Below are 14240 nucleotides of genomic sequence, written 5' to 3' on the forward strand. Positions count from 1 at the left end.
CGTGGGGGGGGGGGGGGGGGGGGGGGGGGGGGGGGGGGGGGGGGGGGGGGGGGGGGGGCGGGGGGGGGGGGCCGCCCCCCCCCCCCCCCCCCCCCCCCACGCCGGCGTTCCGGAGCGGGTCAGTCGGTGCTGCGGCGCCTGCGGGCCGCGAGCAGGACGCCGCCGCCCGCCAGGACGACGGCCGCGCCGCCGGCCGCGATGTACGGGGTCGCGCTGTTGCCGCCGGTCTCGGCGAGGTCGGTGCCGCTGTCCTGTTCGGTGGCACCCTTTTCGCCGGAGCCGGAGCCGGAGCCGGAGCCGGAGCCGGAGCCGGAGCCGGAGCCGGAGCCGGAGCCGGTGGCGTCGTCGTCGTCCGAGCCGGTGTCCTTGTCCTTGTCGGTGGCGGGGACGAAGCCCGCGGGCGCGTTGTCGCAGCCGATGCCGTCGCCGTCGCGGTCCAGGTGCTTGCCGTAGTGCTCGCTGCTCGCCGGAATGTCGGAGTATCCGGCGGCGTGCGCCGCGTCGCAGTTCTTGAACGCGCCCTCGTGGGCCACGGCGGTGGTGACGGGCAGCGTGGCCAATGCGAGCGCGGCGACGGTCACGGCGGCGGACTTGTAGGACAGGTTCACAGGGGATCCCCCAGCTATGTGCGGATTTCCGGCAGCGTGCCCCCTCCGGGAGGGTCTGCCGGGTGTGAGCTGCCGACGGTAGGGGAGGGGTTGGGGAAGAGTGTGGAGGTTTGGTGGACCCGTGATGCGAACGTGACGTGACCGGGCGGTAGCCCTCCGCTCACGCCGGTGCGCAGAACACACCGGCATGAGCGGAGGGTGGGGAGCCGTCAGGTGCGGAACGGGCCCCTCACCTCGTAGGTGATGCCGCCCGACGAACTGCCGCTCGTGCCGCGCTGGCTGGAGAAGTACAGGCGGGTGCCGTCCGGGGAGAAGGCCGGGCCGGTGATCTCCGAGCCGGACTGGCCGTTCACCCGGAGGAAGGGGGCCACGACGTCGTCGGGGGTGATGACGCAGATCTCCAGGTTGCCGCCGTCCTCGGCCACGAAGAGGTCGCCCGAGGTGGAGCCGGTGACGTTGTCGACGCCGGTCAGGGGGGCGGACCCGCCCGTCACCAGGGAGTCGTCGTAGGCGAGTTCGATGGTCTGGGCGGCGGCGTCGTACTGCCAGACGCGGTTGTCGCCCTTGGTGGTGAACCAGCAGGTGTCGTTCGCGTAGTGGCAGCCCTCGCCGCCGTTGAAGCGCTTGGCGCCGGAGACCTGGTTGCGGGTCGCGGTGGCCCCGGACGGGTCCGGGACCCTCGCCCAGCTCACCGGGCCGCTCGTGCCGCTGCCCGCCACCAGCACCTCCAGCGTGCCGGAGGACAGGTCGCCCCACGTCGTCGGCCGGAACCGGTAGAAGCAGCCGTCCGTGACGTCCTCGGTCAGGTAGACGACCCTGCGGACCGGGTCGGCGGCCGCCGCCTCGTGCTTGAAGCGGCCCATCGCATCCCGGCGGACCGCCGCCTTCGTCCCCCACGGGTCGGTCTCGTAGACGTAGCCGCGGTCCACCTCCTCGCAGGACAGCCAGGTGTTCCACGGGGTCTTCCCGCCCGCGCAGTTCTGCCGGGTGCCGGACAGGATGCGGTACGCGCCCGTGACGGCGCCGGTGGCCGAGAAGCGGACGGCGCCCGCGCCGCCGGAGGGGTTGATCTCCGAGTTGGAGACGTAGATCCAGCCGCTGCCGTCCGCGTAGCAGGCGCCGCCGTCGGGGGCGTTGTGCCAGGTGTACGACGTGCCCGGAACCTGCTGGCCGGACCGGGCGATCACCCTGCTGGTGAACCCGGCCGGCAGCCTGATCCCGTTGGCGTCCGCCGAGCCGAGCGCCCCGTACGGGCCCGTGCCGGGCTGGGCGGGCGCCGCGTACGCGGCGCTGTGCCAGAGCGCGCCGCCGAGGACCGCACCGGCGCCGCCCATGGCGCTCGCGCGAAGGAAGGTACGACGTTCCACTGCTGCTCCCAGAGGTGCCGTGAACCGTCCCGCCACCGGGGCCGGTGACGGGAGCGTGCGGTCACGGAACCTATGGGTTCGGCATGGACACATCATGGACGTGGGTGTACCGGACGGTGACCATCCCGGGCCGGGAGCCCCGGTGGTCGTCGCCCTACAGCGGTACGCCCACCGCCGTGAACGTCGTCTCCGGTGTCTGCGGGCTGGTGAAACGGGCGTTGACCAGGTACAGGCGGTCGCGGTAACGGGCCGCGGTGGCGGGGACGTCGAAGCGCGGGTCGGTGATCGAACGGCGCAGGGTCGCCGTCGTCGCGCCGGCGTCGAGGTGGAACACGGTGACCACGTTCAGCCGGTTCTGGACCACGTACAGCGTGCGGCCCACGCGGACCAGGCCGTCGCCGTTGACGACGTCGTCCGCGCCGGACAGGGTGATCCTGGTGGCGCGTCCGGTGCGCAGGCTCACCCGGTACAGCTCGCCCGGGGTGCTCTTGACCACGATGACGTTGCGGCCGTCGGGGGTGCTCACGATGCCGTTCGCGTTGTTGACGTCGGGCAACTGCTCCCAGTCGCCGCTCAGCGGCAGCGCCCGGACCGTGCCGCGCCGCCCGCGCGGGACGCCGTACAGCACCGCGTCGCGCGAGTCGGTGAACCAGGCGCGGTCGCCGAGCAGGGCGACGTCGTTGACGAAGTGTCCGGTGGCGGGCGTGAGGTGGTGGGTGGTGCGGAGGGTTCCGGTACGGGCGTCCACCAGGCGCGCGGTGCCGCCACCGCCGCCGGCGACGTACAGCAGGCCGTCGCGGTCGTCCAGTTTCAGGCCGATGGACGCGAGGCCGGGGGCGCCCTCGTGGAACACCCGGCCCCGTCCGGTGCGCAGGTCGGTGCGGTGGATCGCGCCGTTCGCGCGCGAGCCCAGGTACGCGTACGGCCGGGCGCCGATGGTGATGCCCTCGGGAAGCCAGCCGTCGGGCAGCGGGAACTCGGTCGGCCAGTCGGCGCGGTGGCCGCCCGCCCGCGCGGTACCGGCGCCGGCGGCCCCGGCGAGGGTGGCGAGCGCGGTGGCCGCGGCGCCACCCAGGACGGCGCGGCGGGACGGCCGGGGACGCGTGGGGTGCTCGGAGTGCTCGGGGTGCTTCCGGGTCATGGTTCGTGCCTCCGTGACGGGTGGGGAGTGCGCGAGACGAGCGGGCGGAGTTCCCAGTTTCGATGAAACCCCAAGAACCCGCCCGCCGAACGGAAACACACGGTTCCGACAGGAACTCGACAGGCGCCCGGCCCTCCGGCCGCCGTGCCCTACCCGCTCACGCCGCCTTGACCTCGTACGTCGTCAGGCGGACCGTGTCGTCGTCCAGGCACTGGCCCGTCCCCAGGTCGAAGCGCTGCTTGAGCAGCGGGGAGGCGACGAACGGGCGGCCCCGGTGGGTGCCGGTCAGGCCGCGGGAGAGGACCGCCGCGCCGGTGAAGGGATCACGGTTGTCGACCGCGTACAGCCCGCCGGTGCGGTCGGTGAAGACGGCGACCTGCCGGCCGTCGGGCAGCAGGACCGCCACGCCGCGGCCGGGCAGCAGGACGCTCAGGTCGCAGACGGGGAACCAGGTGTCGGTCAGCTGGATCCGGACCTTCAGGTCGGTGGTCTCGAGTGCCAGGGTCATCGCTGGGCGCTTCCTTCCAGGGCGGCTTCCTCGGATTCGGTCACGGCGGTGGGCATCGGCCGCATGCCGATGTCCAGCAGCGGCAGGTCGGGCTTCATCTGGCCGCGTTCGGGCACGAAGCCGACGACCGGGTCGGGGGTGTCGGGCGCGTTGACGAAGGACACGAACCGGGCCAGCTTCTCGGGGTCGTCGATGGTCTCGGCCCACTCGTCGCGGTAGTGGGAGACATGGGCCCGCATCTGCTCCTCCAGCTCGTCGCAGATGCCGAGCGAGTCGCGCACGACGACGTCCCGTACGTGGTCCAGGCCGCCGGGGATCCGCTCCAGCCAGGTGGAGGTGCGTTCCAGCCTGTCGGCGGTGCGGATGTAGAACATCAGGAACCGGTCGACGAGACGGACCAGTTCGGCGTCCGAGAGGTCCTGTGCGAGCAGGTCGGCGTGGCGCGGGGTGGCGCCGCCGTTGCCGCCGACGTAGAGGTTCCAGCCGCTTGCGGTGGCGATCACGCCGAAGTCCTTCGACTGGGCCTCGGCGCACTCGCGGGCGCACCCGGAGACCGCCGACTTCAGCTTGTGCGGGGAACGCAGGCCCCGGTAGCGGAGTTCCAGGTCGATCGCCATGCGCACGGAGTCCTGGACGCCGTAACGGCACCAGGTCTGCCCGACGCAGGACTTCACCGTGCGCAGTGACTTGCCGTACGCGTGGCCGGATTCGAAGCCGGCGTCCACCAGGCGGGCCCAGATCACCGGGAGCTGTTCGACCCTCGCGCCGAACATGTCGATGCGCTGGCCGCCGGTGATCTTCGTGTAGAGGCCGAAGTCGCGGGCGATCTCGCCGATCACGATCAGCTTCTCCGGGGCGATCTCGCCGCCGGGGATGCGGGGGACGACCGAATACGAGCCGTTCCTCTGGAGGTTGGCGAGGAAGTGGTCGTTGGTGTCCTGCAGCGCGGCCTGCTCGCCCTCCAGGACGTAGCCGCTCGCGCCGATCGTCGGGGCCAGCGAGGCGATGACCGAGCCGACCGTCGGCTTGCAGACCTCGCAGCCGTCGCCGCCCCGGGCGTCCTCGCGGCCGTACCGGTCCAGCAGGTCTCGGTGGGAGGTGACGCGCAGGGCGAGGACGATCTCGTACAGCTCCTCGCGGGTCTGCGCGAAGCAGCCGCACAGGCCCTTGTCGACCTCGACGCCGCTCGCCTCCAGCTCGGCGGCGACCAGTTGGCCGAGCACCTTCACGCAACTGCCGCAGCCCGTACCGGCCTTGGTGCACTTCTTCACCTCGGGCACGGTGGTGCAGCCGTGCTCGGTGACCGCGCCGCGGATGGTGCCCTTGGTGACGTTGTGGCAGGAGCAGACGACGGCCTCGTCCGGCAGCGCGGACGGGCCCAGCTGGACCGGGGCCCCGGCCCCGGCAGGCAGGACGAGGGACTCGGGCGGGACCGGCGGGACCGAGCCGGTGAAGGCGCGCAGCGTGCCGTACGCCTCCGCGTCGCCGACCAGGATGCCGCCGAGCAGCGTGCCGTCGCCGCCGATGACCAGCTTCTTGTAGAGGCCGGCGCGGGAGTCGGAGTAGACGACGTCCAGGCAGCCGGCGGTGGCGCCGTGCGCGTCGCCGAAGGACGCCACGTCGACGCCGAGCAGCTTCAGCTTGGTGGACAGGTCGGCGCCGGTGAACGTCGACCGGTCGGTCTCGTCGGCGGCGATCGCCGCGGCGGCGGTCTGCGCCTGCTCGTAGCCGGGGGCGACCAGGCCGTACACCCGGCCGTCGGCGGCCAGCGCGCACTCGCCGATCGCGAAGACGTGCGGGTCGGCGACCGTGCGGCACCGCTCGTCCACGGCGATGCCGCCGCGCTCGCCGACCGTCAGGCCGCAGTCCCGGGCCAGCTGGTCGCGGGGGCGGACGCCGGCGCTGAACACCACCAGGTCGGTGGCGAGTTCGGAGCCGTCGGACAGCTTCATGCCGGTGACCGAACCGTCCGCGCCGGTCACGATCTCCTGCGTGCCCACGCCCGTGTGGACGGACAGGCCCCTGTCCTCGATGGTACGCAGCAGCGCCGCGCCGCCGCCCTCGTCGACCTGCACGGGCATCAGACGGGGCGCGAACTCCACGATGTGCGAGGTGAGTCCGAGCCCGTCGAGCGCGCCCGCCGCCTCCAGGCCGAGGAGCCCGCCGCCGACCACCACGCCGGTCGTCGCGTTCTTCGCGTACTCCTCGATGGCGAGCAGGTCCTCGATGGTGCGGTACACGAAGCAGCCCCGGGCGTCCTTGCCGGGGACCGGCGGGACGAAGGGGTAGGAGCCGGTGGCCAGGACGAGGACGTCGTAGCCGACGACCAGCCCGGAGCGGGCGGTCACCTCGCGCGCCTCGCGGTCGATGCTCTCGGCCGGGTCACCGACGTGCAGCTCGATGCCGTGGTCCTCGATGAACCGCGGGTCCGTCATGGACAGGTCCTCGGGGGTCCTCCCCGAGAAGTACGAGGTGAGCTGGACGCGGTCGTACGCCGGACGCGGCTCCTCGCACAGCACGACCACGCGGTGCGTGGCGGTCAGGCCGCGCTCGGCGAGCGCCTCGAGGAAGCGCTGGCCGACCATGCCGTGGCCGACGAGCACGATCGTGGGAGTGGCCTCCGGGGCGGTGGTCATCAGGAGCCTCCGTCGTGGGTGAGCAGGTGGAGCAGGGGGCCGCCGTCGGAGGGGAGCGGCTCTGCTCCCTCCCAGGCGCGCGCGAGCGCGCCGACGGTGCCGAGTTCGCCGACCAGGACCCCGCCGACCAGCCGGTCGTCGCGGACGACGACCTTGCGGTAGGTGCCCCGGGTGGCGTCGGCGAGCTGCACGACGTCGTCGCCGGGGCGGGGGGCGGTCTCACCGAACGCGGCGAGGTCGAAGGGGCTGTCGGGCCCGGTGAGCGTGAGCCGGGTCAGGGACCGGGTGCCGGTGTAGCGGGCGGCGGGGTCGCCGGCCAGCACCCCGGCCAGGGCGTCGGCCTGTTCGAGGGCGGGCGCGGCCAGCCCGTAGACCTGCCCCGCGTGCTGGGCGCAGTCGCCGATCGCGTGGATGTACGGGTCCGAGGTGCGCAGCTCGTCGTCGACGACCACGCCCTTGCGCACTTCCAGGCCGGCCGCCCGCGCGAGGCCGACGCGCGGGCGGACCCCGCACGCGAGGACGACCAGGTCGGCGCCGAGGGCGTACCCGTCGGCCATCTCCACCGACCGCACCGCGCCGCCGGCCGAGCGCACGTCCCGCACCCGGCACTCGGTGTGCACCTCGACGCCCAGGTCCTCCAGATGCCGCCGGACGAGCCGTGAGGCGGCCGGGTCGAGCTGGCGTTCCATGAGCCGCTCGGACTGCTGGGCGAGGACGACCTGTGCGCCGCGCACGGCCAGCGCCCGGGCCGCGGAGACCCCGAGCAGCCCGCCGCCGATGACGACCGCCCGGACTCCCGGCCGGACCGCCCCGGACAGTCCCAGGCAGTCGTCCATGGTCCGGAACGCGTGCACGCCCCCGGGCAGTTCGCGGTCCGGGGTGAACAGGCCGTGCAGGGGAGGCAGTACGGCGTTGGAGCCGGTGGCCAGGACCAGCCTGTCGTAGGCGATCAGGGAACCGTCGGCGCACCGGACGGTCCGCCCGGCCCGGTCGATGCCGGTGACCCGGGCGCGGGTCAGCCCGGCGGGCGCCGGCAGCGCGATCACCTCGGGGCCGTACCGCCCGGCCAGCACCTCGGCGAGCAGCACCCTGTTGTACGGGGGGTGCTCCTCGTCGCCGGCCAGCAGCGCGGGCGTGCCGAGCTCACCGAGCCGCCGGGCGAGCGTCACGCCCGCGAGGCCGGCGCCGATCACCACCACACGCGAGTTCGAGGTCATGGCACCGAGCGTGCGGTGCGGGTGTTACCCGACGGCATCCCCTCTGTTTCCCGCTCGGAACGCTGCCCTCAGCAGGGGCGGGGGACGGGTGTGAGGGTTCGGGGCGTGCGGCGGAGAGGGGTGTGAGGAGGCATGGTGAGGAGGGCCTGTGAGGAGCCTCAACCTCAGGAAACGCTCATCTTGATGGACGGCACAACTATCCGCTCCATAGGGTCACGCCCATGCCCGACATCTCCCTGACCACGGTCGTTCTCCTCTGCCTCGCGGCACTGGCGGCCGGCTGGATCGACGCGGTGGTCGGCGGTGGCGGACTCCTGCTGCTGCCGGCGCTGCTGCTCGGCCTGCCCGCCGGCACCCCCGCCGCGCACGCCCTGGGCACCAACAAGGCGGTCGCCATCGTCGGCACCACCGGCGCGGCGATCACCTACGCCCGCAAGGCACCCGTCGACGTACGGACCGCCGTACGCATCGGCCTGGCCGCCCTCGTCGGATCGTCGGGCGGGGCCTTCCTCGCCGCCGGGATGAGCACCGAGGTCCTCAAGCCGGTGATCATGGTGGTGCTGCTCGCCGTCGCGGCCTTCGTCATCCTGCGCCCGGGCTTCGGCACCGCGCCGAAGCCCGGCCCGGTCTCCCGCCGCCGCGTCCTCGCCGCGATCGGGTTCGGCGGCCTGGGCATCGGCTTCTACGACGGTCTCATCGGCCCCGGCACCGGCACGTTCCTCGTCCTGGCGCTCACCGCCCTGCTCCACCTCGACCTCGTCACCGCGTCCGCCACCGCGAAGATCGTCAACTGCTGCACCAACGCCGGCGCGCTGGCGATGTTCGCCTGGCAGGGCGCGGTGCTGTGGCAGCTGGCGGGCCTGATGGCCGTCTTCAACCTGGCGGGCGGCACCCTCGGCGCCCACACGGCCCTGAAGAAGGGCAGCGGCTTCGTCCGCGTCGTCCTGCTGACGGTGGTCTTCGCCCTGGTGGCGAACATGGCGTACGAACAGTGGCTGGCCTGAGGCGCCGGCACCTCGCCCGGCCCTTCAGGGCCGGGAACGCCGTGTCCGTCTCCCTCGTCGCCCGCATTCCGGACGGCGCCGCCGTCCGCCAGGTTCCCGTCGAAGGGCTTGCGGCGGGCGCCGAAGCCGTCCTCGCCGTGGACGAGGCCGGCCGGCTGCTGGGATGCGAGGTCATCGGGGCCCGGGCCGGCCTCCCGGCAGAGCTTCCCGACCGGGCCGCTCCCACCGGCTGGGACGACGGGGCTCAGGCCCGGTCGGCGGCCCGCTCCCGCGTCGCCGTTGCCGTCTCCGTCGCCGGGAGACGGAGCAGCCCGACCAGGCCCGCGCCGTCCTCGTCGCCGTGTCCGGCGGCGACGCGGCGGGCCATCAGGTCCATGTACGGCATCAGCAGCTCGGCGCTCACGCCCTGCTCCTCGGCCGTGCGCAGCAGCGTGCCGTTGCCCGCGGCCTGCATGGCAAGGTGGGACACCACTCCCGAGGTGTAGTCGTCGCTGCTCAGCCGCTCGGCGGTCTCGTGCACGGCCGGGGTCATGGCGGTGAGCCAGGAGGCGAGCAGCGGCGCGAGGTCCTGGGGAGCGACCTCCTCCCCGCCGATCAGGGCGAAGGCGTGCGTGATCCCGGCGAACAGCCCGTTCATCGCGCTCAGCAGCGCCACGTCGTGCAGCGCGGCGAACCCCGGGTCCTCACCCACGTACCGGGTGCCGGCCGGGACGGCGAGCGTGTCCCGGTGCTCCTCGAACAGGGGGCGCGAGCCGCTGTAGAAGACGTACGCCCCGGACTCCGGGACCCCGATCATCGGCGGCACCGCCATGATCCCGGCGTCCAGGAAACGGGCACCGCGTGCCGTGGCCCGGGCGGCACGGGCACGGCCCTGGGCCGGGGTGCCGGTGGTGAGGTTCACCAGGTCCCGCCCGGTGAGGTCGGCGCCGTCGAGCGCCTCGCCGACGGAGTCGTCGTCGAGCAGGCAGGCGATCACCAGGCGGTTCGCGGCCACCGCCTCGGCGGCGGTCGCGGCGACCGTCGCACCCTCGGCGGCGAGGGCCGCGGTGCGGGCGGGAGTACGGTTCCAGACGGTCACCGGACGGCCGGCGGCGAGCCAGGCGCGGCCGAGGGCGGTGCCCATGGCACCGGCGCCGAGCAGGGTCAGGGAAGCGGGAGCGGGGGAGGGGGCGTTGTGGGTCATGGAGACTAGGCTCGCCGCGGGGAAGGGCCTGCTCAAGTACGTACTTCGAAGTGGGCGCTTACCCCGGGGAAAGGGTGCAGGCAGCGGGAGCGGACGGGGTGACGACGGGCATGGGGACGGTACGGCGGCCGGGGGCGTATCTGTGCGGGATCGACGCGGCGATGGACGTGATCGGCGGCAAGTGGAAGGTGCTGATCCTCTGGGCGCTGCACGAACGGCCGTACCGCTTCGGCGCCCTGCGCCGGGAGCTGCCCGGGATCACCGAGAAGGTGCTCGCCTCGCATCTGCGGGAGCTGGAGTCCGACGGCATCGTGCACCGCGAGGAGTACGACGAGAACCCGCCGCGCGTCGAGTACTCGCTGACGCCGAGGGGGACGGCGCTCAACGAGGCGCTGGAACCGCTGGGCGCATGGGGGAGGGCGGAGCCCGGCCCGCACCGGGTGGCGTGAGACGCGGTGCCGGCCGGCCGCGCGGGGCGGTTCGGCTGCTCGAAGGCCCGGTTGCCCGAAGGCCCAGTTGCTTGAAGGCCTCGGCCGCCCAAGGCTCAGCGGCTGCCCGTCAGGTGGGCGTAGACGACGACGTTGCCCCGGTAGCCGGTGGTGCGTGAGTAACCTCCGCCGCAGGTGATGATCCGCAGCTCCGGGCGCTTCGCCGCGCCGTACACCTTCTCGTCGGGGAAGTCCCGGGCGTCGTACACCTCGACGGCGTGCACGGTGAACACGGCGGTGCCGCCGTCGCGCCGGCCCACCTCGACGGTGGCGCCCTTGCGCAGGGCGCCCAGGGAGTAGAAGACGGCGGGGCCCTCGGCGTTGTCGACATGGCCCGCGACGACCGCGGTGCCCGTCTCGCCGGGAGTGGTGCCGGCCTCGTACCAGCCGGCCAGGTTCGTCCGCTCGGGCGGCGGTACGTCGAGGCTGCCGGTGCCGGTCAGCCCGAGGCCCGTCAGGGGCGCGTCCACGCCGATCGCGGGGATGCGGATCCGGTCGGGCGGGGAGGGCGGCAGCGCGGCGGCCTGCTCGGAGGGGCGCCCGGAGCCGTGTCCGGCGGGCGCGGAGTGCGCCTGGGCGGCGGACGGCTGGGGCGGGGCGTGCGTCGCGGCCCCGTCGCCCAGCAGCCACAGGCCGCAGAACAGGGCGAACACGCTCACCGACACCATGACCCTGTCGCCCGGGCTCCCGGCCCGGCTGGACCTGCGGCGTATGCGGCGCATCGCGGACTGACCTCTCCGGGGCCGGCCCCGCACCCCTCCGGGCCGCGAGGGGCGTCGGACCCGGAGGGGGAGGGACATGCGGTACGGCGGACGGGCGGTGGAGGGCGCCCGTCAGATCCCGTCGCCTCTCGCCCGGCGATGCAGGAGCCAGGTACCGCCCGCGGCGGCGACGGCGAGAGCCGTCACACCGGCCGCGGTCTGCACGGGATCGGGGCCCAGAGCGCCACCGACCCCCGTCTTCACACTGCCCCGGGGATACACCTGCTGCGCGGCGGGCGTCAGCCTGACCACCAGGTCGCCGGTCACCCGCTGCCCGCCCGCGTCGCACGTCGCGACGATCTCGTACGTGCCCGGCTGCGCTCCCGGCGGCACCCGGAACCGTCCGGTCGAGTCCGGGTCGTCCGAGCCCGGCGCCAGCGTGAAACGGCCGGCGCCCACGGCGGTGGCGTCGCCCGCGACCGTGTCGTCGTCGCCGCACGCCGCGGTGTTCACCGTCACCTGCGCGCCGGCCACGACCATGGCCGGGTGCAGTTCCAGGCTCCCGGCGGGCCTCCCGGCCGGCGCGTCGTAGGGGGGTCCTGCGGGGGCGGCGGACTCCTCGGCGTACACGGCGGGTGCGGCGGCCGCCACGAGCAGTCCCGCGGCGGCCACGGCGAGCGCGGGTCCGGTCAGGCAGGTCGGGCCGGGCAGCCGCCGGGCGGTACCTCGCATCGATGCTCCCTCGGGCTCACGAAGGGGCCGCGCCCGCGGCACCCCCATGTGCCGCCGTCAGTCGCGTTCCCACTGGTCCGAGGTAAAGGCCGGCGGGCGCGGGCCGCTCCCTGAAGAAACGTCAAAAACGAGGTGAACGGGTGTCGGCCGGCCCCGGCGGGACCCCCGCCCGTACCCGTTTCGGCAGGTCACCGCCGTGCCGCGGGCCCGGCCGGGGGAAAGAATCCGATGGGGACGCCGCACGGCGGTGAACGGGTGAGGCCGGTACGGCAGTCGGCCGGGACGGGGACTCAGGGCCGGACCGTCTCCACCCGCACCGCGCACACCTTGAACTCCGGCATCCGCGACGTCGGGTCCAGGGCGGGATGGGTGAGGGTGTTCGCGCGGCCCTCGCCCGCCCAGTGGAACGGCATGAACACGGTGTCGGGGCGGATCGCGGTGGTGATCCGGGCCGGTGCCACCGCCCGGCCCCGCCGGGACACCACGGCCAGCGGATCGCCCTCGGCCGCGCCGAGCCGCTCCGCGAGCCGCGGGTGCAGTTCCACGAACGGGCCGGGCGCGGCGGCGTTCAGTTCGTCGACGCGCCGGGTCTGCGCGCCGGACTGGTACTGCGCCATCACCCGGCCGGTGGTCAGCAGGACGGGGTAATCGTCGTCGGGCTCCTCGGCGTTCGCGCGGTGCGCCACGGGCACGAACCGGGCCCGCCCGTCCTCGGTGGCGAACCGGTCGAGGAACAGCCTGGGGGTACCGGGGTGCACGGCACTGTCCGCTGCCGCTGCCGCTGCCGCTGCCGCTGCCGCTGCCGCTGCCGCTGCCGCTGCCGCTGCCGGGGCCGGTGCCGCTGTCGGTGCCACCGCCACCGGCGTGGGTCCGGGTTCGGGCTCGGGCGCCGGGCACGGCCAGAACACGCCGTTCCCCTCCGCGAGCCGCCGGTAGCTGATCCCGGAGTAGTCCGCCGGCCCGCCCGCGCTCGCGCGGCGCAGCTCCTCGAAGACCTCCTCGGGATCGGTCGGGAACCTCTTCTCCGGACTCGGCCCGTCACCGAGCCGGACGGCCAGCTCGTGCAGCACCTCCAGGTCGCTGCGCACACCGTCCGGCGCGGGCAGCGCGCGCCGCCGCAGCAGCACCCTGCCCTCCAGGTTGGTCGTCGTGCCCGTCTCCTCCGCCCACTGCGTCACCGGCAGGACGACGTCGGCGAGCGCGGCCGTCTCCGACAGCACGACGTCGCACACCGCCAGGAAGTCCAGCGACCTGATGCGCTCCTCGACGTGCGCCGCGCGGGGCGCCGACACCACCGGGTTGGAGCCCATCAGCAGCAGCGAGCGGATGTCCGTACCCAGCGCGTCCAGCAGCTCGTACGCGCTGCGCCCCGGGCCGGGCAGCGCGTCGGGGTCCACGCCCCAGACCCCCGCCACGTGCCGGCGGGCCGCCGGGTCGGTCAGCTTGCGGTAGCCGGGCAGCTGGTCGGCCTTCTGGCCGTGTTCCCGTCCGCCCTGCCCGTTGCCCTGACCGGTCAGGCAGCCGTACCCGGACAGCGGGCGGCCCGCGCGGCCGGTCGCCAGGCACAGGTTGATCCAGGCGCCCACGGTGTCGGTGCCCTTGGCCTGCTGCTCGGGTCCGCGGGCGGTGAGCACCATGGCCGCCTCCGGCTCGCAGAACAGCCGTACGGTCTCCCGCAGCAGGGGCACGGGCACACCGGTGATCCGCTCCACGTACTCCGGCCAGTGCGCCATCGCCGCGGCCCGGGTCTCCTCCCAGCCGGTGGTGCGTTCCCGGATGTACCCCTCGTCGGTGCGTCCCTCGGCGACGACCAGGTGCAGCAGGCCCAGCGCCAGCGCGAGGTCGGTGCCCGGGCGGGGCGCCAGATGCAGATCGGCCTGCTCGGCGGTCTTCGTGCGGCGCGGATCGACGACGATCAGCGTGCCGCCGTTCGCCCTCAGCTCGGCGAAGTAGCGCAGCGCCGGCGGCATGGTCTCCGCCGGGTTCGAGCCGACGAGGATCACGCAGCCGGTACTCGGGATGTCCTCCAGGGGGAACGGCAGCCCCCGGTCCAGCCCGAACGCCCTGATGCCGGCGGCCGCGGCGGACGACATGCAGAAGCGGCCGTTGTAGTCGATCTGGGAGGTGCCCAGCACCACCCGTGCGAACTTCCCCAGCGCGTACGCCTTCTCGTTCGTCAGCCCGCCGCCGCCGAACACCCCGACCGCGTCCGCCCCGTACTCGGTGCGCGTACGGCCCAGCCCTTCGGCGATCCGGTCCAGCGCCTCGCCCCAGCCGGCGGGCACCAGCGCGCCCGTCTCCGGGGACCGCACCAGCGGCGAGGTCAGCCGCACGCCGGGGTCGAGCACCGCCGGTGCCGTACGCCCCTTGCCGCACAGCGCGCCCCGGTTCACCGGGAAGTCCGCGCGCTCGCTCACCCGGACGGTCCCGCCCGGGGCGGGCGTCAGGTTCATCCCGCACTGCAGGGCGCAGTACGGGCAGTGCGTGGGCGTCACGGTGCTCTGCATGCCGCCCAGCGTGCGTCGCACGTGTTACGCACCGCACCGGCCCCTGTTACACCCCCGGTACGGCCACCTCCCCGGGGCCGGGGGAGCGCAGTGAGGCCGGGAGCGGATGCCGCGGTCGACGGCCGTGGGCCGAAGCACGGTGGCCGTC

At 74.3% G+C, this 14240-nt stretch carries 12 protein-coding genes; 2 read left to right on the forward strand and 10 right to left on the reverse strand.

Going from position 1 to position 14240, the window contains the following annotated elements:
• Positions 1–119: 119 nt before the first annotated feature.
• From ACIF80_RS05330 to ACIF80_RS05355, 6 genes are all read right to left on the reverse strand, one after another.
• Entirely contained in the window at positions 120–608 is a 489-nt protein-coding gene (locus tag ACIF80_RS05330) for an excalibur calcium-binding domain-containing protein (protein ID WP_399799636.1), read from the reverse strand.
• Positions 609–817: 209 nt separating this feature from the next.
• Positions 818–1975 carry an alkaline phosphatase PhoX gene (locus tag ACIF80_RS05335; protein WP_399799638.1) on the reverse strand — a complete coding sequence of 386 codons (1158 nt, stop codon included), beginning with the start codon at positions 1973–1975 and terminating at the stop codon, positions 818–820.
• A 154-nt stretch (positions 1976–2129) separates the two neighbouring features.
• Positions 2130–3116 carry an SMP-30/gluconolactonase/LRE family protein gene (locus ACIF80_RS05340; RefSeq protein ID WP_399799639.1) on the reverse strand — a complete coding sequence of 329 codons (987 nt, stop codon included), beginning with the start codon at positions 3114–3116 and terminating at the stop codon, positions 2130–2132.
• A gap of 157 nt (positions 3117–3273) precedes the next feature.
• Positions 3274–3624 (reverse strand): nitrite reductase small subunit NirD, encoded by a 351-nt coding sequence (nirD, locus tag ACIF80_RS05345; RefSeq protein ID WP_399799641.1) that lies wholly within the window; start codon positions 3622–3624, stop codon positions 3274–3276.
• Entirely contained in the window at positions 3621–6260 is a 2640-nt protein-coding gene (gene nirB, locus ACIF80_RS05350) for a nitrite reductase large subunit NirB (RefSeq protein ID WP_399799643.1), read from the reverse strand. Before nirB ends, nirD begins: the two co-directional genes overlap by 4 nt.
• Positions 6260–7477: an NAD(P)/FAD-dependent oxidoreductase gene (locus ACIF80_RS05355; RefSeq protein WP_399799646.1), complete on the reverse strand. Its 1218-nt coding sequence runs from the start codon at positions 7475–7477 to the stop codon at positions 6260–6262. Before ACIF80_RS05355 ends, nirB begins: the two co-directional genes overlap by 1 nt.
• Positions 7478–7698: 221 nt before the next feature.
• Between ACIF80_RS05355 and ACIF80_RS05360 the strand changes: the two genes are divergently transcribed.
• Positions 7699–8481, forward strand: a complete 783-nt coding sequence (locus ACIF80_RS05360; protein ID WP_399799649.1) for a sulfite exporter TauE/SafE family protein — start codon at positions 7699–7701, stop codon at positions 8479–8481.
• A 244-nt stretch (positions 8482–8725) separates the two neighbouring features.
• Here ACIF80_RS05360 and ACIF80_RS05365 read toward each other — a convergent pair whose 3' ends face one another.
• Positions 8726–9664: an NAD(P)-dependent oxidoreductase gene (locus ACIF80_RS05365; protein ID WP_399799651.1), complete on the reverse strand. Its 939-nt coding sequence runs from the start codon at positions 9662–9664 to the stop codon at positions 8726–8728.
• Positions 9665–9774: 110 nt separating this feature from the next.
• On the opposite strand from ACIF80_RS05365, the gene ACIF80_RS05370 reads away from it, so the two are divergent.
• Entirely contained in the window at positions 9775–10113 is a 339-nt protein-coding gene (locus ACIF80_RS05370) for a winged helix-turn-helix transcriptional regulator (RefSeq protein WP_399801178.1), read from the forward strand.
• Positions 10114–10208: 95 nt separating this feature from the next.
• Here the strand turns inward: ACIF80_RS05370 and ACIF80_RS05375 are convergent, their stop codons facing one another.
• The 3 genes from ACIF80_RS05375 to ACIF80_RS05385 form a co-directional block, all read right to left on the reverse strand.
• A complete protein-coding gene (locus ACIF80_RS05375) occupies positions 10209–10820 on the reverse strand; it encodes a class F sortase (RefSeq protein WP_399801181.1) in 612 nt (203 codons plus the stop codon).
• 165 nt (positions 10821–10985) lie between these two features.
• A complete protein-coding gene (locus ACIF80_RS05380) occupies positions 10986–11585 on the reverse strand; it encodes a hypothetical protein (RefSeq protein ID WP_399799653.1) in 600 nt (199 codons plus the stop codon).
• A gap of 290 nt (positions 11586–11875) precedes the next feature.
• Complete coding sequence (locus ACIF80_RS05385; RefSeq protein WP_399799654.1) at positions 11876–14092, reverse strand: molybdopterin oxidoreductase family protein; 2217 nt, start codon at positions 14090–14092, stop codon at positions 11876–11878.
• Between the last annotated feature and the right edge of the window lie 148 nt (positions 14093–14240).

It is taken from the genome of Streptomyces sp. NPDC085927 (assembly GCF_044540975.1).
Classification (GTDB): domain Bacteria; phylum Actinomycetota; class Actinomycetes; order Streptomycetales; family Streptomycetaceae; genus Streptomyces; species Streptomyces hirsutus.

Coding starts and splice junctions, on each gene's coding strand:
- ACIF80_RS05340 (WP_399799639.1), bottom strand. CDS start 3,116: ATGACCCGGAAGCACCCCGAGCACTCCGAGCACCCCACGCGTCCCCGG.
- nirD (WP_399799641.1), bottom strand. CDS start 3,624: ATGACCCTGGCACTCGAGACCACCGACCTGAAGGTCCGGATCCAGCTG.
- nirB (WP_399799643.1), bottom strand. CDS start 6,260: ATGACCACCGCCCCGGAGGCCACTCCCACGATCGTGCTCGTCGGCCAC.
- ACIF80_RS05355 (WP_399799646.1), bottom strand. CDS start 7,477: ATGACCTCGAACTCGCGTGTGGTGGTGATCGGCGCCGGCCTCGCGGGC.
- ACIF80_RS05360 (WP_399799649.1), top strand. CDS start 7,699: ATGCCCGACATCTCCCTGACCACGGTCGTTCTCCTCTGCCTCGCGGCA.
- ACIF80_RS05365 (WP_399799651.1), bottom strand. CDS start 9,664: ATGACCCACAACGCCCCCTCCCCCGCTCCCGCTTCCCTGACCCTGCTC.
- ACIF80_RS05370 (WP_399801178.1), top strand. CDS start 9,775: ATGGGGACGGTACGGCGGCCGGGGGCGTATCTGTGCGGGATCGACGCG.
- ACIF80_RS05375 (WP_399801181.1), bottom strand. CDS start 10,820: ATGGTGTCGGTGAGCGTGTTCGCCCTGTTCTGCGGCCTGTGGCTGCTG.
- ACIF80_RS05380 (WP_399799653.1), bottom strand. CDS start 11,585: ATGCGAGGTACCGCCCGGCGGCTGCCCGGCCCGACCTGCCTGACCGGA.
- ACIF80_RS05385 (WP_399799654.1), bottom strand. CDS start 14,092: ATGCAGAGCACCGTGACGCCCACGCACTGCCCGTACTGCGCCCTGCAG.